Origin of the sequence: Limimaricola sp. G21655-S1 (genome assembly GCF_027213785.1) — a bacterium.
Lineage (GTDB): Bacteria > Pseudomonadota > Alphaproteobacteria > Rhodobacterales > Rhodobacteraceae > Limimaricola.
Genome location: NZ_JAPWGO010000017.1, coordinates 53,837 through 73,110, shown reverse-complemented (window position 1 = coordinate 73,110; position 19,274 = coordinate 53,837). Strand labels below are relative to the sequence as shown.

The 19,274-nt window shown below is 69.6% G+C and carries 20 protein-coding genes; 10 read left to right on the top strand and 10 right to left on the bottom strand.

Annotated elements, in window-relative coordinates:
- The first annotated feature begins 22 nt into the window (after nucleotides 1–22).
- Entirely contained in the window at nucleotides 23–922 is a 900-nt protein-coding gene (locus tag O4G76_RS15685; RefSeq protein ID WP_269398194.1) for a CHAD domain-containing protein, read from the top strand.
- Between the two features lie 55 nt (nucleotides 923–977).
- Here the strand turns inward: O4G76_RS15685 and O4G76_RS15680 are convergent, their stop codons facing one another.
- Nucleotides 978–2,558, bottom strand: coding sequence for a lysine--tRNA ligase (locus O4G76_RS15680; RefSeq protein ID WP_269398193.1), 1,581 nt, complete (start codon nucleotides 2,556–2,558; stop codon nucleotides 978–980).
- A gap of 91 nt (nucleotides 2,559–2,649) precedes the next feature.
- Between O4G76_RS15680 and O4G76_RS15675 the strand changes: the two genes are divergently transcribed.
- Nucleotides 2,650–3,066, top strand: coding sequence for a tellurite resistance TerB family protein (locus tag O4G76_RS15675; RefSeq protein WP_269398192.1), 417 nt, complete (start codon nucleotides 2,650–2,652; stop codon nucleotides 3,064–3,066).
- Between the two features lie 58 nt (nucleotides 3,067–3,124).
- Complete coding sequence (locus O4G76_RS15670) at nucleotides 3,125–3,304, top strand: PLD nuclease N-terminal domain-containing protein (protein WP_085895535.1); 180 nt, start codon at nucleotides 3,125–3,127, stop codon at nucleotides 3,302–3,304.
- A 31-nt stretch (nucleotides 3,305–3,335) separates the two neighbouring features.
- On the opposite strand, the gene dacB is transcribed toward O4G76_RS15670, so the two are convergent.
- The 3 genes from dacB to O4G76_RS15655 all read right to left on the bottom strand — a co-directional run bounded on the left by dacB (nucleotide 3,336) and on the right by O4G76_RS15655 (nucleotide 6,357).
- The gene (dacB, locus tag O4G76_RS15665) at nucleotides 3,336–4,868 is read right to left on the bottom strand and encodes a D-alanyl-D-alanine carboxypeptidase/D-alanyl-D-alanine-endopeptidase (protein WP_269398191.1); all 1,533 of its coding nucleotides are present in this window, start codon (nucleotides 4,866–4,868) and stop codon (nucleotides 3,336–3,338) included.
- A gap of 65 nt (nucleotides 4,869–4,933) precedes the next feature.
- On the bottom strand, nucleotides 4,934–5,542 hold the full coding sequence (locus O4G76_RS15660) for a nicotinate-nucleotide adenylyltransferase (protein WP_269398190.1): 609 nt from the start codon (nucleotides 5,540–5,542) through the stop codon (nucleotides 4,934–4,936).
- Nucleotides 5,539–6,357: a hypothetical protein gene (locus O4G76_RS15655; protein ID WP_269398189.1), complete on the bottom strand. Its 819-nt coding sequence runs from the start codon at nucleotides 6,355–6,357 to the stop codon at nucleotides 5,539–5,541. The genes O4G76_RS15660 and O4G76_RS15655 overlap by 4 nt, the downstream gene beginning before the upstream one ends.
- A gap of 235 nt (nucleotides 6,358–6,592) precedes the next feature.
- On the opposite strand from O4G76_RS15655, the gene O4G76_RS15650 reads away from it, so the two are divergent.
- Nucleotides 6,593–6,799 (top strand): cold-shock protein, encoded by a 207-nt coding sequence (locus O4G76_RS15650; protein WP_085895532.1) that lies wholly within the window; start codon nucleotides 6,593–6,595, stop codon nucleotides 6,797–6,799.
- 117 nt (nucleotides 6,800–6,916) lie between these two features.
- On the opposite strand, the gene O4G76_RS15645 is transcribed toward O4G76_RS15650, so the two are convergent.
- Both O4G76_RS15645 and O4G76_RS15640 read right to left on the bottom strand, forming a co-directional pair.
- Nucleotides 6,917–7,120, bottom strand: coding sequence for a dodecin family protein (locus O4G76_RS15645; protein WP_085895531.1), 204 nt, complete (start codon nucleotides 7,118–7,120; stop codon nucleotides 6,917–6,919).
- Nucleotides 7,121–7,154: 34 nt separating this feature from the next.
- Nucleotides 7,155–7,817, bottom strand: a complete 663-nt coding sequence (locus tag O4G76_RS15640) for an arylesterase (RefSeq protein WP_269398188.1) — start codon at nucleotides 7,815–7,817, stop codon at nucleotides 7,155–7,157.
- A 52-nt stretch (nucleotides 7,818–7,869) separates the two neighbouring features.
- Here O4G76_RS15640 and O4G76_RS15635 point away from each other — a divergent pair, with 52 nt between their 5' ends.
- A complete protein-coding gene (locus O4G76_RS15635) occupies nucleotides 7,870–8,541 on the top strand; it encodes an ABC transporter ATP-binding protein (RefSeq protein WP_269398187.1) in 672 nt (223 codons plus the stop codon).
- Nucleotides 8,538–11,063: an FtsX-like permease family protein gene (locus O4G76_RS15630; RefSeq protein ID WP_269398186.1), complete on the top strand. Its 2,526-nt coding sequence runs from the start codon at nucleotides 8,538–8,540 to the stop codon at nucleotides 11,061–11,063. The genes O4G76_RS15635 and O4G76_RS15630 overlap by 4 nt, the downstream gene beginning before the upstream one ends.
- A 1-nt stretch (nucleotide 11,064) precedes the next feature.
- Here O4G76_RS15630 and O4G76_RS15625 read toward each other — a convergent pair whose 3' ends face one another.
- Both O4G76_RS15625 and gltX read right to left on the bottom strand, forming a co-directional pair.
- A complete protein-coding gene (locus tag O4G76_RS15625; protein ID WP_269398185.1) occupies nucleotides 11,065–11,955 on the bottom strand; it encodes an NAD(P)/FAD-dependent oxidoreductase in 891 nt (296 codons plus the stop codon).
- A gap of 80 nt (nucleotides 11,956–12,035) precedes the next feature.
- Nucleotides 12,036–13,355 (bottom strand): glutamate--tRNA ligase, encoded by a 1,320-nt coding sequence (gltX, locus tag O4G76_RS15620; RefSeq protein WP_269398184.1) that lies wholly within the window; start codon nucleotides 13,353–13,355, stop codon nucleotides 12,036–12,038.
- A 62-nt stretch (nucleotides 13,356–13,417) separates the two neighbouring features.
- Here gltX and O4G76_RS15615 point away from each other — a divergent pair, with 62 nt between their 5' ends.
- On the top strand, nucleotides 13,418–13,837 hold the full coding sequence (locus tag O4G76_RS15615; RefSeq protein ID WP_269398183.1) for a metallopeptidase family protein: 420 nt from the start codon (nucleotides 13,418–13,420) through the stop codon (nucleotides 13,835–13,837).
- Between the two features lie 84 nt (nucleotides 13,838–13,921).
- Nucleotides 13,922–14,854: an MBL fold metallo-hydrolase gene (locus O4G76_RS15610; protein WP_269398182.1), complete on the top strand. Its 933-nt coding sequence runs from the start codon at nucleotides 13,922–13,924 to the stop codon at nucleotides 14,852–14,854.
- On the opposite strand, the gene O4G76_RS15605 is transcribed toward O4G76_RS15610, so the two are convergent.
- The gene (locus tag O4G76_RS15605) at nucleotides 14,855–16,306 is read right to left on the bottom strand and encodes an MFS transporter (protein WP_269398181.1); all 1,452 of its coding nucleotides are present in this window, start codon (nucleotides 16,304–16,306) and stop codon (nucleotides 14,855–14,857) included.
- Between the two features lie 25 nt (nucleotides 16,307–16,331).
- Nucleotides 16,332–16,760: a DUF1801 domain-containing protein gene (locus tag O4G76_RS15600; RefSeq protein ID WP_269398180.1), complete on the bottom strand. Its 429-nt coding sequence runs from the start codon at nucleotides 16,758–16,760 to the stop codon at nucleotides 16,332–16,334.
- Between the two features lie 103 nt (nucleotides 16,761–16,863).
- Here O4G76_RS15600 and O4G76_RS15595 point away from each other — a divergent pair, with 103 nt between their 5' ends.
- Both O4G76_RS15595 and O4G76_RS15590 read left to right on the top strand, forming a co-directional pair.
- Nucleotides 16,864–17,376 carry a cupin domain-containing protein gene (locus tag O4G76_RS15595; RefSeq protein WP_269398179.1) on the top strand — a complete coding sequence of 171 codons (513 nt, stop codon included), beginning with the start codon at nucleotides 16,864–16,866 and terminating at the stop codon, nucleotides 17,374–17,376.
- A 105-nt stretch (nucleotides 17,377–17,481) separates the two neighbouring features.
- Complete coding sequence (locus tag O4G76_RS15590) at nucleotides 17,482–19,131, top strand: 2-isopropylmalate synthase (protein WP_373568044.1); 1,650 nt, start codon at nucleotides 17,482–17,484, stop codon at nucleotides 19,129–19,131.
- Nucleotides 19,132–19,274: the final 143 nt, after the last annotated feature.

The following is a 19,274-nucleotide window of genomic DNA, read 5'->3' as shown; positions in this document are numbered from 1 at the left end:
TCCATCACCCTTCGGAGAAGCCATGCCGTTTCGGATCACGCCCGAAGATGCCAGCCTGAAGGCCACGCTGCGCCGGATCATGTCCGAGCGCGGCGACCGGGCAAGCGGCAAGCTCGCGACGCTACCGCCCGACGAGGCTGTCCATGCGCTGCGCAAGGACGCGCGCAAGCTGCGCGCCGTGCTGCGGCTGGCGCGGCCCGGAATGGCGGATTTCAAATCGGCGAATGGCCGTCTGCGCGACGCGGCCCGCACCCTGTCGGGGCATCGCGACGCCGCCGTCAGGGTCGAGACGTTCGAGGCGCTGATCGATCATTACGCGGACGAACTCAACCGCCGCGCCTTCGCAGGGCTGCGCAGCGCGCTTCATCGCGAGGCGCGCGCCGCCGATCGGGGGACAGGGGCTGATCTCGACGCCATGGTTGCGGCGCTCGAGGAGACGGCGCGTCGCAGCGGCGAATGGGATATCCGCGGCAAGGGGCGCGACCTGCTGCGCGAGGGGCTGGCGCGTACGCTGCGGCGCGGCCACGCGGCACTCGAGGCGGCCGAGCGCGACCCGACACCGGAGCGGCTGCACAAGTTGCGCAAGCGGGCCAAGGATCACCGCGCCCAGATGCGGCTCTTGCGCCCGGCCTGGTCCCAGATGATCGGCGCCCGGGAAAAGACCGCCAAGCGGCTGGCGACGCTGATCGGCGATCACCACGATCTCGACGCGCTGTGCGGCTTCGTCGCCGAGCGCGCCCTGCCGCGCGACGAGACGGCACGCGACGCGCTTTGCGCGCTGGCGGCGCGGCGACAGGGGGAGTTGGTGGCGCAGGCGATGCCGCCGGCCCGCAGGCTCTTCGGTGAGGCACCGGACGAGGTGGCGGCGCGGATCGTGGAAACATGGCGGCAGTGGCGCCGCGAAACCAAGGATCGCAGGTAGCGCCGGAAGCCCCTGCGCACAGCCCCTCAAGTGCCGCGCGCAGGGCCCCGTGACCTCAGGCGGAGAGCTCGCCCGCCAGCGCCCGGTCGATCAGCGCGATCGTGTTCTCGACGCCGTAAAGCGCGATGAAGCCGCCGAAGCGCGGCCCCTCGGAGGCGCCGAGCAGCACCTCGTAAAGCGCCTTGAACCAGGCGCGCATCGGCTCGAACGCCCGCTCGCGGCCCACCGCGAAGACCTCGGATTGCAGCCCGTCGGCATCCGCCCCGTCCTCCCACGCGGCGAGCCGCGCGCGCAGGTCCTCGAGCGCGGCACGCTCCTCGTCGGTGGGCGCGCGGTAGGTCTTGGTCGGCTTCACGCGATCCTCGTAATAGCGGATCGCGAAGCCCGCCGCGGCGTCGAGGCCGGGATGCGTCTCGGGGCCGGCCTCGGGCGCGTAGCGACGGATGAAGCCCCACAGCGTGTCCTTGTCCTCGGCGCCCGACACCGAGACGAGGTTCAACAGCATCTGGAACGGCACCACCATGTCAGAGGCGGGCACCTCGCCCTGGTGGATGTGATGCACCGGGTTGGCGAGCTGCGCCTTGAGATCCTGCCCCGGATAGGCGCGCAGCTGCTGGTGATATTCGTCCACCATCTTGGGGATGACGTCGAAATGCATCCGCTTCGCGGTCTTGGGCTTGAGATACATGAAGTAGCTCAAGGAATCCGTCGAGGCGTAGCTTAGCCACTCGTCCATGGTCAGGCCGTTGCCCTTGGACTTGGAGATCTTCTGGCCCTGATCGTCGAGGAACAGCTCGTAGGTGAAGTGGTGCGGCGCGCGGCCGCCCAGTACCTTGCAGATCCCGTCATAGATCGGCGTATTGGTCGAGTGGTCCTTGCCATACATCTCGAAATCGACGCCGAGCGCCGCCCAGCGCGCGCCGAAATCGGGCTTCCACTGCAGCTTCACGTTGCCACCGGTCACCGGCAGCGTCCACTCGCGGCCATCTTCGTCGTCGAAGGTGACGGTGTGCTCCTTGGCATCGACGTGCTTCATCGGCACGTAGAGCACGCGGCCGGTCTCGGGGTGGATCGGCAGGAAGCACGAATAGGTCTCGCGCCGCTCGTCGCGCAAGCTCTTCAGCATGATCGCCATGATGTCGTCATAGCGCTCGGTGGCGAGCTTGAGCGTGTCGTCGAACTTGCCCGAGCGATAGAATTCGGTCGCCGAGATGAACTCGTACTCGAAGCCGAAGGTGTCGAGGAAGCGGCGCAGCATGGCGTTGTTGTGTCCGCCGAAGCTGTCATGCGTGCCGAAGGGATCGGGCACGGAGGTCAGCGGCCGCTGCAGGTTCTCGTGCATCATCTCCTGGTTCGGCACGTTCTCGGGCACCTTGCGCATGCCGTCGAGATCGTCCGAGAAGCAGACCAGCCGCGTCGGGATGTCCGAGATCGCCTCGAAGGCGCGGCGGATCATCGTGGTGCGCAGCACCTCGCCGAAGGTACCGATATGCGGCAGCCCCGAGGGACCGTAGCCGGTCTCGAACAGCACGTATCCCTTCTCGGGGTCCTTGCCGCCCAGCCGTTTCAAGAGCGCGCGCGCCTCTTCGAAGGGCCAGGCCTTGCTCTGCATCGCCGCGTCGCGCATCTCGGACATCGTGTCACCTCTTGGGAATGATCCCGGCTCTCCTATTGCGGGGGGGTCACGGCGTCAATAAATTGGCCCCTGAATGCAAGGAGCCAGACCCATGAGCGACACCCCTTCCCTGACCGCGCAGGATGCGCTGGTGGCGCTGATGATCGCCGTCTCGGCTTCGGACGAGAACATCCGCACCTCGGAACTCGTGAAGATCTCCAACATGGTCAACCACCTGCCGGTCTTCGCCGATTACGGCGACGACCTCTCGGGCATGGCCAGCACCGTGTTCGACCTGCTGGAACAGGAGGACGGGCTCGACGCGCTGTTCGGGCTGATCCGCGAGGCGCTGCCCGAGCGGCTCTACGAGACCGCCTACGCGCTGGCCTGCGACGTGGCGGCCGCCGACGGCAACGTCACCGAGGGCGAGGGCCGGATGCTCGAGGAGATCCGCTACGAGCTGAAGATCGACCGGCTGCACGCAGCGGCGATCGAGCGCGGCGCGCGGGCGCGGCATCTCACCGTCTGAGCGGACCCCGCCGGGCGGGATGCGCGTTCAGCGGGCATAGCCATGAAAGGGCCGTGCCATGCGCATCTTCGGACTGATCGTCTTCCTGCTCGACCTCTACGCCATCTGGAACGTCATCACCTCATCCGCCTCGACCGGCAAGAAGGTGCTCTGGACGCTCGCCATCCTGATCCTGCCGGTGCTGGGTCTGATCGTGTGGTTCTTCATGGGGCCGCGCGGCCGGGGCGCCCGGATCTGACGGGCGGGCCCCGGCGCGGGCCCCTCGGGCCCTAGTTGGTGGTTTCCGCCTTGGCCGCATAGGCGATGCCCCAGCGCTGCAGCAGCCTTTGCTGCAGCCACTTGGCGCGGCTGTTATAGGTCCGCGCGCCCTCGGGGCGTTCCTCCTCCTCGTCCTGCGCGTCGATCCGGCGCGCGACATCGCCCGAGAAGATCGCGAAGGCGATGTCGCGCCCGCCCAGCGTCCGCTCGTAGCCCGCCAGCGCGCTGACGAAGTTGAGCGTGCCGGTCTTGGCCACCACCACGCCCGGCGGCCGCGGTAGCGCCTCGCCGCGCGGGCCAAAGAGGCGGATCGACTTCAGCAGCGGCCGCAGCTCCTCGCGCGATTGCGGCGTGGCGAGGATCTTGGCCATCTGCATGGCGCTGATCCGGCTGGCGCCGCCCAGCCCCGAATGATCGACGAGGTCCGGCGCCGCGCCGAAGCGCGCCTCGACCCAGTCCGACATGGCCCGTCCCGATCCGGGCAGGTCGGTCACGCCGGTGCCGCGCGCGACCGAGGCCGCGAGGCCGATCTGCTCGGCGATCAGATTGGTCGAATAGAGCAGCATGTCGCGGATCAGCTTGGTCAGATCGGCGCTTTGGTGCCGCACCAGAACCGTGCCGCGCGGCGCCGTGGCCGCCTCGGAGACGGTCCCGAGCTCGATCCCCTGCTCCTCGGCCAGCGCCGCGAAGACCTGCCCCGCATAGAGCGCCGGGCGGCGCACCGGCAGCCAGCGCGAGCCGCTGTCGCCGAGATAGCGGCGGCCCACGGTCCAGACGTCGACGCCGTCTTTCTGCGCGTAGGTGTAGACCGGCGTGCCGCGATCCACCGCCTCCATCGTCGCCAGAGAAACCTCGGGGCGGGTATTGGTGCCACGCGCATCGAGCGACAGCTCGTAGTCGCCGCCCGACCGCGCCCACGAGAAATAGATGCGGTTGTAGTTGAGGTTGAGCCCCGAGACCGCCGGGTTGTAGCCCAGATGCGGCAGCTGCACCGGGTCGATCTGGCTCTGCTGCGGTACCGCGCCGCCCCAGACCACGAACCCGCCGGCGACACCGCGCACGCCCTTCGCCTTGAGCTCGAGCGCCATCTCGGCCAGCGCGTCCGTATCCAGCGTCGGATCACCGGTCCCGGCGAGCACGAGGTCGCCCTGTATGATGCCGTTCTCGATCGGCCCGGTGGCCAAGAGCGTGGTCTCGAAGCGGAAATCGCTCCCGAGCGCCTCGAGCGCGTAGAGCGCAGTGATCGCCTTGGCCACCGAAGCGGGTGGCAGCCGCGTATAGGCGTCATGCTGGTCGAGGATTTCGCCCGTGCGGGCATCGAGTGCGACAAAGCCGGTCCGGCCGCCAAGTCGCGCCTCCTCGACGAAGCGAGCGGTAGAATCGCGCAGCTTCGGACGCAGCCCGGAGGGCTGCGCATCGAGCGCCACGGCGCCATCGGGCCGGGCCTGCGGGCGCAATGAGGTCAATGGCTGCGCCATCGTGGCGGAGGCGGCCATGGAAAGGCCGCCGATGAGCAGCCCGCGTCGGGTCAGTCGTGCTTTCATACCCGTTAGATAGAGCGCGCGCGCGGGCTGAGACAACGCCCCGCGCCTCACGGTTTCGCAAGTTTTCAGCCGCCGCCCGGCCAGTCGCCATCGGCGCGGATCGCGGTCGAGGAAGCGGCCGACATCGGCAGGTTGACGAAGCACCAGGCCGGGGCCGGGGCGCGCGCCAGCCCTTCGGCCGCGTGCATCGGCAGCCGGGCCCCGCGATAGACCCGCGCCGCCTGCGACAGTCGCGCCGCCAGCCGGTCGCCGGGCCGCGCGAAGACGCCCATCGGCACCGTTTCGACGATGCGCCGCCAATCCTGCCAGCGATGCAGCTGCACGAGATTGTCGGCCCCCATCAGCCAAACGAAATCGACGCCCGGGTAGCGCGCCTTCAACCGCGCGATGGTCTGCGCGGTGTAGCGGGTACCGAGCCGCGCCTCGATGTCGGTGACACGGACTTTCGGGTGCTGTGCCACCTGCTCGGCCTGCGCGATCCGCTGCGCCATGGGGGCCGGGCCGCGCGGCTTGAGCGGGTTGCCCGGGCTGACCAGCCACCAGACGCGGTCCAGCCGGAACCGCCGGATCGCCTCAAGCGTGATCGCCATGTGCCCCTCATGCGCCGGATCGAACGACCCGCCCAGAAGCCCGATCGCCTGCCCCGCCCGTGCCTGCGGCCAGCCCGTGCTCATGCCGGGTACCTCACGAAGGCGAAGCCGGAGGAATCGGGCGCCCATGAGGGCACGTTGATACTGCCCTGGCCGCCGCGCATCTGCACGATTTCGCGTCCTGCCCCGCCCGATTGCGGCATCAGCCACAACGCCACCTCGAGATCGGCGGGATGGCCCTCGGTGCCCGGCGGGTAGCGCAGGTGAACGACGTGGCGGCCATCCGGCGAGGGGTGCGGGAACCAGTCGACGCCCGGCCCGCCGCTCATCCGCTCGGCCCCGGTGCCGTCGGGGCGGATGCGCCAGATATCGACCGCGCCGTCGCGCTCGCCGTTGAACCAGATCCAGTGCCCGTCGGGCGAGAAATCCGGCCCGTCGGCATGGTCGAAACCGGCGGTCACGCAGCGCTCCGCCCCGGTCTCCACATCGGTGAGGTAGATCCCCACGGGGCCGCCATCGCGCGCACCGGCATGGACCACCTGCCGCCCGTCGGGGCTCCAGCCATGCATCCACGAGGGCACCTGCCGCGTGAGCCGGCGCGGCGCACCGCCCGTCATCGGCACGAGATAGATGCAGGAGGCGCCGGTCTCGACCTTGTCCGAGATCGCGATGACCGAGCCGTCGGGCGCCGGCGCGTGGTCGTTGTTGAGCCGCGTGGCGAAGCCCGTCTCGACCGGCTCCAGCCGCTCCGCCCCCGGCGCGAGTCTCCAAAGGCGCCCATCGGCGTTCACAAGGATCGCGCCATCGGCGCACCAGTTCGGGGCCTCGATCCGGCCCGCGCAGGAGAGGCGCCGCGTGACCGTGCCATCGGTCCGCCAGATGCAGATCTCGCTTTTCATCACTCCCTCGGGACTGCCGGACCGCGCTGCCGCGGGGCGCGCGACGCGCCGCCGGCCCGGCTGCGACGCCTCCGAATGCGAATTGATTTTCTGGCCGATTCGGGTTAACTGGACAAGGCGACGTTACCTCTATCGACCACTGTCTCCTTTACGGCCTCAGTCCCTCGATCAGCACTGACAGAGCCGAAGACCGCTGCAATTCCGCGAGCGGGTACTTGTTAAGGAAGACAGCACGATGGCTACCGGCACCGTGAAATGGTTCAACACCACCAAAGGCTACGGCTTCATCGCTCCCGATGGCGGCAAGAAGGACGTGTTCGTCCACATCTCCGCCGTTGAGCGTTCGGGCCTGACCGGCCTCGCCGACAACCAGAAGATCAGCTTCGACATCGAAGCCGGTCGCGACGGCCGCGAATCGGCGGTGAACCTCAAGCCGATGTAAGACGCGGGGGCCGATCCGGTCCCTTCGCCAGGAATTTCGAACGGGCGCGGCGCTGGCCGCGCCCGTTTTCGTCTAAGGTCAGCTTTCCGGGACCGGCTTGCGGCTGCCCGGCTCCCTTTAATCCTCGAGAATGAAGGTGACCCGCATCGCGACGCGATACTCGGTGATGCGGCCGCCCTCCACCGCGACCTTCTGCTCCGAGACCCAAGCGCTCGTGATGCCCGAAAGCGTCTCGGATGCGCGCTCGATCCCCTTCTTCACCGCGTCATCGAAGCTGTCTGGCGAGGCGGCAATGATTTCCGTGACCTTGGCGACGGACATGGCATGAACCTCCCTCTGTTGCCATGGGAGAAGTCTAGCGCAGCTCGGCCCGCGATTCACCCGCGCGCGCCCGCTCGGCCAGCGCCAGCACCTCCGGCCCCAGCGCCTCGACGATCAGCGCCACGCCCTCGGCATTGGGGTGAAGGCCGTCGGGCTGCAGATAGGCGCGCCGGGCCTCGTCGACGCCGCGCCCCTCCTGCAGCGGCGCGAAGAAATCCGGATAGAGCGGAACCTCGTGCTCCTGCGCGAGATCGGCATAGGCGGCGTCAAAGGCCTGCGCGTAATCGGCGCCGTAGTTCGGCCCCGCCTTGATCCCCACCAGCAGCGTCTCGACCTCGGCCGCCTCGGCCTTGTCGAGGATGCCGTCGATGTTGGCGCGCATCTCGTCAGGGTCGAGACCGCGCAAATAATCGTTGCCGCCCAGCGCCACGATCATCGCGTCGACCTCGGGCGTGAGCGTCCAGTCGGTGCGCGCCAGCCCGCCCGCCGAGGTGTCGCCCGAAACCCCGGCATTGATCAGCCGCACGTCGGCGCCCTCGGCATCTAGCCATTCCTGCAGCTGCGGCACCAGCCCCTCACCCTGCGGCAGACCGTATCCGGCGGTCAGGCTGTCGCCCAGCGCCGCGATCACCAGCTCCTCGGCCTGCGCCGCGAGCGGGGCTGCGGCGATCAGCAGCGGGAGCAACAGCTTGCGCATCCCCGCCGCCACGCCATATCGCTCGGGGCGTGCGCGAAGAAAGGCCCTCCGAATGACCGAACCCGTTCTCTCCCTGAAGGATGCCGAACTGACGCTTTCGGGCAATGCGGGGCCGGTGGAGATTTTGCACGGGATCACGCTCGACGTGACGCCGGGCGAAACCCTGGGGCTGGTGGGTCCGAGTGGCTCAGGCAAGTCGTCTCTCCTCATGCTCATGGGCGGTCTGGAGCGCGCCACCGGCGGCTCGGTCGCGGCGCTGGGCCACGATCTCACCGCGCTGGACGAGGACGCGCTGGCCCGGTTCCGCCGGGACAATATGGGGGTGGTGTTCCAATCCTTCCACCTGATCCCGACGATGACGGCGCTGGAAAACGTCGCGATCCCGCTCGAACTCGCCGGCCTGCGCGATGCGCATGACCGCGCCGAGGCGCAGCTGGAGGCCGTCGGCCTCGGCCACCGCGCCGGGCATTACCCCGGCCAGCTTTCGGGCGGCGAGCAGCAGCGCGTGGCGCTGGCCCGCGCCACCGCGCCGCATCCCAAGATCCTGCTTGCCGACGAGCCCACCGGCAATCTCGACGCCGCCAACGGCGCGCAGATCATGGACCTGCTGTTCGACCTGCGCGACCGGCACGGCGCGACGCTGGTGATGGTGACCCACGCGCCCGAGCTGGCCGAGCGCTGCGACCGGGTGGTGCGGCTCACCGACGGGCGGGTGGCGGCGTGAGCGCCGGTCTCGCCGCCCGCCTCGCGCGGCGCGAGCTGCGCGGCGGGCTGCGCGGCTTTCGCATCTTCCTTGCCTGTCTGGCGCTGGGCGTCGCCGCGATCGCCGCGGTCGGCATGGTGCGCTCGGCGATCCAGGCCGGGTTGGAGCGCGAGAGCGCCGCGATCCTCGGTGGCGATGCCGAGATCGAGCTGACCTATCGCTATGCCGATCCGGCCGAGCTGGAATGGATGCAGGGCGTCGCGACCACCGTCTCGGAAACCGTGGATTTCCGCTCCATGGCGGTGGTCGAACGCGATGACGGCACCGAGCGCGCCCTGACCCAGATCCGCGCCGTCGACGGGGCCTATCCGCTGGTGGGCGAGGTCCGGCTCGAACCGGAAATGCCGATCGAGGTGGCCTTCGCGGGTGCGGACGGCCTGCCCGGCATCGTGGTGGAGCGGGCGCTGGCCGACCGGCTGGCGCTGTTGCCCGGCGACCGGCTGCGGCTCGGCACGCAGGACTTCGTGCTGATGGCGGTGCTGGCGCGCTATCCCGACAGCGCGGCGGGCGGCTTCGGTCTGGGACCGCGCAGCCTGGTACTGGCCGATGACCTGTCGGAATCGGGGCTTCTGGCCGAGGGCACGCTGTTCTCGACCGCCTACCGGCTGGACCTGCCGCCCGAAGCCGATCTGCAGGCGCTCGAGGACGAGGCCGAGAGCCGGTTCGAGGGCAGCGGGCTGCGCTGGCGCGATGCGCGGCGCGGCGCCGGCGGCACCGAGCGCTTCATCGACCGGCTCGGCTCCTTCCTCGTGCTGATCGGCCTGTCGGGTCTTGCCGTGGGCGGTGTCGGCATCTCGGCCGCGGTGCGTGCCTATCTCGCGGGCAAGACCGCGACCATCGCCACGCTCAGGACGCTGGGCGCGACCCGCGCCACCATCTTCCTCACCTATTTCCTGCAGATCGGCGCGCTGACCCTGCTGGGCCTCGCCATCGGCCTGGCGCTGGGCATCGCGGTGCCGCTCGCGCTGGCGCCGCTGATCACCGCGCGGCTGCCGATCCCGGCGGAGTTCGCGATCTATCCGCGCCCCTTGGTCGAGGCGGCGCTCTACGGCGCGCTGGTCGCGATGATCTTCACCCTCTGGCCGCTGGCGCGGACCGAGAACGTGCGGGCCGCGACGCTGTTTCGCGACGCGATGGGGGCGGGCCGCGCCCTGCCCCGGCGGCGCTACATGGGCGCGATCCTCGGGCTGCTGGCGGTGCTTCTGGGCGCGGCGGTGCTGTTCTCGGGCACGTGGAAGCTCACCCTCTCGACCGCGGGCGGCATTGCGGGGGCGCTGTTGCTGCTGACCCTCGCCGCGCTCGGCGTGCAGGCCTTGGCGCGCCGCTTCGGCCGCGGCCTGCGCGGACGCCCCGGCCTGCGGCTGGCGCTCGGTGCGATCGGCAAGCGCGGCGGCGAGACCGGCTCGGTGGTGCTGTCTCTGGGGCTCGGCCTGTCGGTGCTGGCGGCCGTGGGCCAGATCGACGGCAATCTGCGCCGGGCGATCCAGAACGACCTGCCGGAGGTCGCGCCCGCCTATTTCTTCGTCGACATCCAGCCCGATCAGATCGAGGGCTTCCGGGCCCGGCTCGACGACGATCCGCAGGTCAGCCGGGTCGACAGCGCGCCGATGCTGCGCGGCATCGTCAGCGAGATCAACGGCCGGGCCGCGCGCGAGGTCGCCGATCACTGGGTGCTGCATGGCGATCGCGGCCTGACCTATTCCGCCACGCCGCCGGATGGCGAAGAGATCGTCGCGGGGGAATGGTGGGCCGAGGACTACGCGGGCCCGCCGCTGGTGAGCTTCGCCGAGGAGGAAGCGCTGGAGATCGGACTCGGCATCGGCGACGAGATCACCGTCAACGTGCTGGGCCGCGACGTGACCGCGACCATCGCCAATCTGCGCCGCGTCGATTTCGGCTCGGCGGCCATCGCTTTCGTGATGTCGATGAACCCTTCGGCCCTCGCCGGTGCCCCGCATAGCTGGATCGCCACGGTCTATGCCGAGGAAGCGGCCGAGGCGGCGATCCTGCGCGACCTCGCCGATGCCTATCCTAACATCACCGCAATCCGGGTGCGCGACGCCATCGCGCAGGTCACCCGGGTGGTCGACGGCATCGCCGCCGCCACCCGCTACGGCGCCGCCGCCACTCTGCTCACCGGTTTCCTGGTGCTGATCGGCGCGGCGGCGGCGGGCGAGCGGTCGCGCACCTACGAGGCGGCGATTCTCAAGACGCTGGGCGCGTCGCGTCGCCGTATCCTGTCGAGCTTCGCGCTGCGCGCGGCGCTTCTGGGGGCGGCGGCCGGGCTGGTGGCGCTCGGCGCCGGCGTGCTCGGCGGCTGGGCCGTGGCGCGTTTCGTGATGGAGACCGATTTCTCGGTGATCTGGTCCTCGGCCATGGGCATCGTGCTGGGCGGCGCGCTGGCGAGCCTGCTGGCGGGGCTGGGCTTCGCCTGGCGGCCCCTGAAGGTGCGGCCCGCGCAGGTGCTCCGGGCGCAGGACTGAGCTAGCCCCCGAGCAGCCGGTTGTGGATCGCCGTGGTCGCCACGGCGGCATGACCCATGCCATAGGCGATCTGGTCGAGCCCGGCGATCACGTCGCCTATGGCGAAGAGCCCCTCGATGCTGGTCTCGCAATGCGCGTCGACCGGGATGCAGCCCGCCTCGGTCAGATCCGCGCCGAGGTCGCGGGCGAGATCGGAATGCGGATCGGTGCCGAGCGCGACATAGAGCGTGTCGAAACGGGCCTCGCGCCCATCCTGCATCTTGACCACGATCTCGTCACCGTCGAGCCGGATCTCGCGGCGATGCGACGGCAGGATCTTCAGCCCCGCCTTGGACAGCGCCCGCTCGCCGTCATCGTCGAGCGGCGCGTGCTCGGGACGCACCACGGTCACGTCCTCGGCGTAGTGACGCACGAAGCGGCCCTCGGCCACGGCGTGCGGACCCGAGCCGAGGATCGCCACCTTCTTGCCGCGCACCTCGTAAGCGTCGCAAATCGGACAATAGCGGATCAGCCCGCGCGCCACCCCTTCGTCATGGATCTCCTCGGGGATCTGCGGCGGGCGGTTGGTGACGCCGGTGGCAAGGATCAGCGTCCGCGTCTCGAGCGCGCCGCCATCGGCCTCGACCCGGAAACCGCCATCGATGCGGCTGGCCGATGTGACGTGGTCGCGGCAGATCTCCACATCGTAGGGATCGAGCTGGCGGCGCATCCGGTCGAGCAGTTCCGGCCCCTCGATCCCGTCCGGGTAGCCCGGCAGGTTGCGGGTGCGCGGGATGCGATGCGCGCGGGGCCGGCCCGCATCGAACAGCGCCGTGTCGCGCAGGAACCGGGCGAGGTAGATCCCGGCGGTGAGCCCCGCCGGACCGCCGCCCACGATGATGCAATCCTTCATGGCCGATCTCCCGCCTCGTCAGAGGCGGGAGATATGGCGCGGGCGGGCCGGGTCCAGCCCGAAGCCCGGGGCGGGCCCGATCAGACCCGCGGCTTGACCTGCATCAGCGGCATGACATCGGCCATTTCCGGGCCATGATCCATGCCGGTGACGGCGCGGCGCAGCGGCAGGAACAGCGACTTGCCCTTGCGGCCGGTCTCGGCCTTCACCGCGTCGGTCCAGGATTTCCAGGTCTCCGGGCCATAGGGCGGCTCGCCCAACATCCCCAGAGCCTGCGCCACGAATTCGGCATCCTCGGGCTCGGCGCGGCCCGCATCGCCGTCGCGGAACACCGCCCACCACTCGGCAATCGTGGCGCGAGTCTTGAGGTTGCCGCGCACCGTGGCCCAGAACGCCTCGGCCAGATCCTCGGGCACCCCCGCCGCGCGCACGTCCTCGGCGACCTCCGAAAGCGGCTGCTGCGACAGCCAGCGCGCGGTCAGCGGCTCCAGATCGGCGGGGTCGAACTTGGTGGGCGCCGAGCCGAAGCTCGAGATGTCGAAGCCCTCGATCACCTCGGCAGGCGTCTGGCGCAGTTCCACCGGCTGCGAGGAGCCCAGCCGCGCCATCAGGCTCAGGATCGCCATCGGCTCGATCCCCGCCGCCTTGAGATCGCGCAAGGACAGTGAGCCGAGCCGCTTGGACAGCGCCTCGCCCTGCGGGCCGGTGAGCAGCGAGTGATGCGCGAAGCGCGGCGGCTCGTAGCCCAGCGCGCGGATAATCTGGATCTGGGTCGCGGTGTTGGTCACGTGGTCCGAGCCGCGCACCACGTCGGTGATGCCCATCTCGGCGTCGTCGACCGAGGAGGCGAAGGTGTAGAGCACCTGACCGCTTTCCTTGATCAGCACCGGGTCCGACACGCTCGCGGCGTCGATCGAGATCGGCCCGAGGATGCCATCCTCCCACTCGATCCGCTCGCGGTCGAGCTTGAAGCGCCAATGGCTGCCGCGCTCGGCACGCAGCCGGTTCTTTTCCTCTTCAGACAGGTCGAGAGCCGCCCGGTCGTAGACCGGCGGCTTGCCCATGTTGAGCTGCTTCTTGCGCTTGAGGTCGAGTTCGGTCGGGGTCTCGAAGCATTCGTAGAGCCGTCCGTCGGCCACCAGCTCCTCGCGCGCCGCCGTGTAGCGCTCCATCCGGTCGGACTGCCGTTCCACCCGGTCATGGGTGATGCCGAGCCAGTCCAGCGCCTCGAGGATGCCGTCCACGTATTCGGGCTTCGAGCGCTCTTGGTCGGTGTCGTCGATGCGCAGGATGAACTCGCCGCCCTGCTGGCGCGCGATGGCATGGTTGAACAGCGCGGCGCGCAGGTTGCCGATATGCAGCCAACCGGTGGGGGACGGGGCGAAACGGGTCGTTGTCATGGGGCTCTCCTGTTCGCCATGGGCTCTTTCACAGGCGGGCCGTTTTGTCCATATCGGGGGCCATGGACAGCACATCCGACCCCTTCGCGGGCAGCCCCCTCGCGCCCAGTCTCGACGAGATCGAGACGATCGCGCGCCATGTCATCGCCACCCTGCCCGAGCCGTTCCGCCGCGCGGCCGCCGAGGTGGCGCTGCGCGTCGTCGATTTCGCGCCCGACGACATTCTCGAGCAGATGGAGATGGAGCCGTTCGAGCTGACCGGGCTCTATGACGGCACGCCGATGACCGAGAAGTCGAACTGGGACGTGCCGCAGGGCCCGGACGTGGTCTGGCTGTTCCGGCGGCCGATCCTCGACGAATGGGCCGAGCGCGGCGACGTGACCGTGGCCGAAATGGTGGCGCATGTGACGGTGCATGAATTCGCCCATCATTTCGGCTGGTCCGACGACGACATCGCCGCGATCGACCAATGGTGGCTGTGATACAGGGGCTTTGTGCATCCCCGCGCTAGGCAAAGCCCCGGCATGCCCTAACCTTTGCGTCATACAACGCAGAGGAGACGTGAGATGTCACATTCCATCAGCCGCCGCGCGGCGCTCATGGCCGGCGCGGCGCTGCCGCTGGCTGCGAGCGCGGGCCTGCCCGGTACCGCCATTGCCCAGACCGCCCCCTCGAGCGACGCGGTCGAGCTTCCGACGCACCGCGCCTTCACGCTGGGCGACGTCAAGGTGACCACCCTGCTTGCCGGCAGCCGCGTCGTGCCCGAGCCGCACTCGATCTTCGGGCTCAATGTCGACGACGAGACCTTCGCGCAGGTCAGCGAGGAGAACTTCATCCCCTCCGACGAGGCGCGGTTCTTCTTCAACCCGGTGCTGGTCGAGGCGGGCGAGAACGTGATCCTCGTCGATACCGGCCTCGACGCGGCGGGCATCACCGCGGCGCTGGAGGCCGCCGGCCGCTCGCCCGGGGACGTCACCCACGTGGTGCTGACCCACATGCATGGCGACCATATCGGCGGGCTGATGACCGAGGCCGGGGAAAAGACCTTTCCCAACGCCTCGCATCACGCGGGCTGGGTCGAGTTCGACCACTGGGCCGGGCAGAACAACGAGGGCTTCGAGGCCAAGGTGCGGCCGCTCGAGGGGGAGCTGCAATTCCTCGAGGACGGCGACCAGGTCGGCCCGCTTACCGCGATGGCGGCCTTCGGCCATACGCCGGGCCACCTCGTCTTCACCGTGGCGGGGAGCGAAGGCGAGCTGCTGCTGATGGCCGATACCGCCAACCACTACGTCTGGTCGGTGGGCGAGCCCGACTGGCATGTCAGCTTCGATTCCGACAAGGAGATGGCGGTCGAGACCCGGCGCCGGGTGCTGTCGATGGCGGCCGAGCGCAAGATGCCGGTGATCGGCTACCACATGCCCTTCCCGGGGGCGGGCTACGTCATGGCGGTGGATGACGGCTTTGCCTGGGTGCCGCACAGCTACCAGCTGACGCTGTGATCATTCCGCCGGGGTGGGCTCGGGCTTTCCGCCCGGTCCTTGCCCCGGCACGAGGCGCGGCTCGGGCAGCCGCCAGACCAGCAGCGCCACGGCGACGAAGGCGGCCGCGTTGAACCACAGCGCGGCCGTCAGCGCCTCCGGATAGCCGCCGCCCCCGCGCAGCATCCCGAAGAACAGCTGTCCCATCACCGCCACGCCCAGCGCGCCGCCGACCTGCTGGAAGCTTTGCAGCGCGCCCGAGCCCGCGCCGGTGTCGCGGTCGGCGACGTTGGCGAGCACCGTCTGGAACAGCGGCGAGACGGCGGTGCCGAGGCCGAGCCCCGAGAGCGCCAGAGGCAGGATGAAAGCCGCGCGCGACAGCGCCTCGCCCGCCTCGGGGAGCATCAGCCGCAGCGCGGTCATGCCGATCACCAGCAGCACCGCGCCTGCCGTGATCCGCTCGCGCGGCCAGCGGGTGCCGAGACGGCCCGACAGGACCGATGCGCCCAGCACCCCGAGCGAGAACGGCATGGTGGTGACCCCGGATTCGAGCGGCGTCAGCCCGTAGCCCACCTGCAGGAAGATCGCGAAGACGAGGAAGAAGCCGGGGATGCCGGCGAAGAGCAGCGTCGCCAGCACCGAGCCGGTGACGTAGTCGGCATTCGCCAGAAGGCTCGCCGGGATCAGCTGCGGCGCACCCCGCCGCGCCTGCCGCCGCTGCCATGCGACGAAGCCCGCGCCGGTCGGCATGGCGGCGACCATCATCGCGAAAACCCAGACGGGCCAGCCGAGCTGGCGCCCCTCGATCAGCGGAAACAGCAGCAGCATCAGCCCGGTGCCCGCCAGCGCCATGCCGACGAGGTCGAGCCTGAGCGCCGCGTCGCCCGGCACCTTGGGCACGAAGCGCAGCGCCCCGAGCACCGCCACCGCGCCGACCGGGATATTGACGAGAAAGATCGGCCGCCAGTCGAGCCCCATGATATCGGCCCCGATCAGCACCCCGCCCAAGAGCGGGCCGGCGACGCTGGCGAGCCCGGCCGAAAGCCCGAACAGCGCGAAGGCGGCACCGCGTTCGCGCGGCGGGAATAGCGCCGGCACCAGCGCCAGCGTCTGCGGCGTCATCATCGCGCCGCCTAAGCCCTGCAGCACCCGTGCGGCCACGAGGCTGCCGATGCCGGGCGCGAGGCCGCATAGCGCCGAGGCGATGGTGAAGACCGTGACCCCGATCACGAACATCCGCCGCCGCCCGACCACGTCGCCGAGACGACCGGCGGGCAGCAGAAACAGCGCGAAGCTCAGGATATAGGCCGCGACGACCCATTCGATCTGGCTGTCGCTGGCTTGAAAGGCGCCCTGCAGCGAGGGGATGGCGACGTTGACGATGGTGACGTCGATCAGGTTCATGAAACCCGCCACCAACAGCGCCGCCATGGCGATCCAGCGGCCCCTGAGCGGGGTGTCCTCTTCGGTCATGGCGATCCCTGGCGCGCGCCGCCGCTCAGATCGGATGCACCGGCCAATACCCCGCCAGCCGGTCGAGCCCGTGCCGGATCAGCTCCGCCAGCGCGCCGCGATCCACGTCGGCGAGCTTGTTGATGTAAAGGCACGACTTGCCCATCCGGTGCTTGCCCAGCCGGGTAAGGATCGGGTTGGCCTCGTCGTATCCCGGCATGATGTAGAGCACGAGATTGGCCTTTCGAGGCGAAAACCCGGTGGCGAGGAAGCGTCCGGCATGGCCGCTTTCGTAGACGTAGTCGTAGGAGCCATAGCCCACGATCGACGGCCCCCACATCTGCGGCACGAAACCGGTCACTTCCCGGAACAGCGCATCCAGTGCCAGGGCGTCCTCGCGTCGGCGGTCCGGGGTCACGGCCTCGAGGAACGCCTCGACGCTGGCGCCGGTGGGCAGGGTCTTGTTCTCGGACATGGCGCCTCCCGGCGGGGTTGGGGATCGGGCCGAGATTAGTTACCCGGCGGCGTGGCGCAAGCGCGGCGTTGCCGAAGGGCCGCGGGCGTCTAGACTACTGCGCATGAGCCCTGTCCGCCGCATCCGTGTCGCCGCCAATGGCGGCATTCCGAACCACCCGCGCTGGCCGGCGCTGCTCCATGCGCGCGCCTTCGCGCCCGAGGCGGCGGAAGCTTTGCTGCGCCGCCATGGCTGGGGCGGTATCTGGCGCTGGGGCGTCTTCGATTATCACCATTTCCACCCCGACGCGCATGAGGCGCTGCTTTGCGTCGCCGGCAGCGCCCGGCTGCGGATCGGCGGCGAGGCGGGCGAGGATCTCGACGTCGCGCCCGGCGACGCGCTGGTGCTGCCGGCGGGGTTCGGTCACCGCTGCCTCGAGCGCCGGCCGGGTTTCGCGGTACTCGGGGCCTATCCGCCGCGCCAGGAAGCGCCATCGGTCGAGCGTGCGGCCGTGGATGCCAGGCACCGCTTCGGCGCCCAAATCGCCGCCCTGCCCTGCCCGGAGCGCGATCCGGTCACCGGCGGCCCGATGTCGGACACGTGGCCCGATACCGTGGCCGATCCGCCGCGCAAGTGACTGAGGTGCCGGGGCTGTTGTCTTGAGCGGGGGCCGTCGTTACTCTGCACCAAAGCGGAAACTTGGACCGGTCGCACCGGGTCCAGCGATCGGGGGCAATCGGTCATGTCGGCAGGAGCCAAGCGCGCGTTCACACTCGCGGCGGCGATGATGCTCGCGCAGGCGCCCGGCGCGCAGGCGCAGGAAGCCACCATCAAGCAATACGAGGACGGGGGCGTCTACGAGGGCACCTTCCTCAACGGGCGCCAGCACGGGCGCGGCAGTTACCGACTGCCCAATGGCTACGAGTATGTCGGCGAATGGTTCGAGGGCGAGATCCGCGGCGAGGGTCAGGCCACCTTCCCGAACGGTTCGGTCTATGAGGGCCAGTTCGCGCGCGGCAAGCCCGAAGGGGTGGGTCGGATCACCTTCGCCGATGGCGGCAATTACGAGGGCGAGTGGGAAGACGGCAAGATCACCGGCCGCGGCACCGCCGAATACGCCAACGGCACCCGCTACGAAGGCGAATTCCGCAACGCCATGCATCACGGCACCGGCCGGCTGAGCAGCCCCGACGGCTATGTCTATGACGGCCAGTGGGTCAACGGCGTCAAGGAAGGCGAAGGCAAGATCACCTATCCCGACGGCTCGACCTACGAGGGCACGCTCAAGGCCGGCGAGCGCGACGGGCAAGGCACGCTCACCATGCCCGACGGGCTGGTCTATGAAGGTAATTGGGTCGACGGCCAGATCGAAGGCGAGGGCCGGCTCGAACAGCCCAATGGCGACGTCTATATCGGCCAGTTCGCGGCGGGCAAGCGCGAGGGCACGGGCCGGGTCCAATACGCCAATGGCGACGTCTACGAAGGCGCGTTCAAGGATGATCGCCGCCATGGTCAGGGCACCTTCACCGGCACCGACGGCTATCGCTATGTCGGTGAATGGGTCGAGGGGCGGATCGAGGGTCAGGGCGAGGTCACCTATCCCGACGGGTCGGTGTATGTCGGCCAGTTCGAGAACGACCTCGCGCATGGCACCGGCAAGATCACCTATCCCGACGGCTCGACCTATGAGGGCGACTGGAGCGAGGGCGTGATCGAGGGCACCGGCACCGCCACCTACGCCAACGGCCTCGTCTACGAGGGCGAGTTCCTCGACGCGCGCAATCACGGGCGCGGCAAGATGACCTATGCCGACGGCTACAGCTACGAAGGCGATTGGGTCGAGGGCCAGCGCGAGGGCCAGGGCCTGGCGATCTATGCCGACGGCACCCGCTACGAGGGCGGCTTCGAGGACGGCCAGCGCCATGGCCAGGGCCGGATCACCATGCCCGACGGCTTTACCTATGAAGGCCAGTGGGTCGATGGCGAGATCGAGGGCGAAGGCGTCGCGACCTATGCCAATGGCGACATCTATGAGGGCCAGTTCCGCGACGGTCGCCGCCAAGGGCGCGGCGTGATGCGCTATGCCACGGGCGAGACCGAGGAAGGCGGCTGGCGCGACGGCGCCTTTGTCGGCGACGCGCCGGTCGAGCCCCCGGAGGCAGAGGAGGACGCGACCGGCACCGATGCCGATGCCGATGCCGATGCCGTCGAAGAGGACACGGCCGGCACGCCACCGAAAGAGCCTGTCGAGACGGAGGCCCCGGACACGCCCGAAACCCCGGATACCCCTGAAACCTCGGAAGACGGCATCGAGGGAGATGAGCCCGCCCAAGCCCCTGCGGAGGATGATGCCGACGGCGACGGGACCGAGGAGGTCGGGGAGGAGAGCTGAGCGTCTAGACCCGCTCGCCCTGGTTCATCCGATCAAGGAAGCCGCCGCCTCGCGCAACACGGCGCGGCGCTTGTCGGCCCCTTTCCGGTCCCGCCTCCGGTACATCTGCGAACCTGCGCATGGCAGGAAACAGAAAGGCGTCT

Bases quoted from the DNA above. Each gene is read 5' to 3' on its own strand.
- O4G76_RS15685 (WP_269398194.1), top strand. From the start codon at position 23: ATGCCGTTTCGGATCACGCCCGAAGATGCCAGCCTGAAGGCCACGCTG.
- O4G76_RS15680 (WP_269398193.1), bottom strand. From the start codon at position 2,558: ATGTCCGAGATGCGCGACGCGGCGATGCAGAGCAAGGCCTGGCCCTTC.
- O4G76_RS15675 (WP_269398192.1), top strand. From the start codon at position 2,650: ATGAGCGACACCCCTTCCCTGACCGCGCAGGATGCGCTGGTGGCGCTG.
- O4G76_RS15670 (WP_085895535.1), top strand. From the start codon at position 3,125: ATGCGCATCTTCGGACTGATCGTCTTCCTGCTCGACCTCTACGCCATC.
- dacB (WP_269398191.1), bottom strand. From the start codon at position 4,868: ATGAAAGCACGACTGACCCGACGCGGGCTGCTCATCGGCGGCCTTTCC.
- O4G76_RS15660 (WP_269398190.1), bottom strand. From the start codon at position 5,542: ATGAGCACGGGCTGGCCGCAGGCACGGGCGGGGCAGGCGATCGGGCTT.
- O4G76_RS15655 (WP_269398189.1), bottom strand. From the start codon at position 6,357: ATGAAAAGCGAGATCTGCATCTGGCGGACCGATGGCACGGTCACGCGG.
- O4G76_RS15650 (WP_085895532.1), top strand. From the start codon at position 6,593: ATGGCTACCGGCACCGTGAAATGGTTCAACACCACCAAAGGCTACGGC.
- O4G76_RS15645 (WP_085895531.1), bottom strand. From the start codon at position 7,120: ATGTCCGTCGCCAAGGTCACGGAAATCATTGCCGCCTCGCCAGACAGC.
- O4G76_RS15640 (WP_269398188.1), bottom strand. From the start codon at position 7,817: ATGCGCAAGCTGTTGCTCCCGCTGCTGATCGCCGCAGCCCCGCTCGCG.
- O4G76_RS15635 (WP_269398187.1), top strand. From the start codon at position 7,870: ATGACCGAACCCGTTCTCTCCCTGAAGGATGCCGAACTGACGCTTTCG.
- O4G76_RS15625 (WP_269398185.1), bottom strand. From the start codon at position 11,955: ATGAAGGATTGCATCATCGTGGGCGGCGGTCCGGCGGGGCTCACCGCC.
- gltX (WP_269398184.1), bottom strand. From the start codon at position 13,355: ATGACAACGACCCGTTTCGCCCCGTCCCCCACCGGTTGGCTGCATATC.
- O4G76_RS15615 (WP_269398183.1), top strand. From the start codon at position 13,418: ATGGACAGCACATCCGACCCCTTCGCGGGCAGCCCCCTCGCGCCCAGT.
- O4G76_RS15610 (WP_269398182.1), top strand. From the start codon at position 13,922: ATGTCACATTCCATCAGCCGCCGCGCGGCGCTCATGGCCGGCGCGGCG.
- O4G76_RS15605 (WP_269398181.1), bottom strand. From the start codon at position 16,306: ATGACCGAAGAGGACACCCCGCTCAGGGGCCGCTGGATCGCCATGGCG.
- O4G76_RS15600 (WP_269398180.1), bottom strand. From the start codon at position 16,760: ATGTCCGAGAACAAGACCCTGCCCACCGGCGCCAGCGTCGAGGCGTTC.
- O4G76_RS15595 (WP_269398179.1), top strand. From the start codon at position 16,864: ATGAGCCCTGTCCGCCGCATCCGTGTCGCCGCCAATGGCGGCATTCCG.
- O4G76_RS15590 (WP_373568044.1), top strand. From the start codon at position 17,482: ATGTCGGCAGGAGCCAAGCGCGCGTTCACACTCGCGGCGGCGATGATG.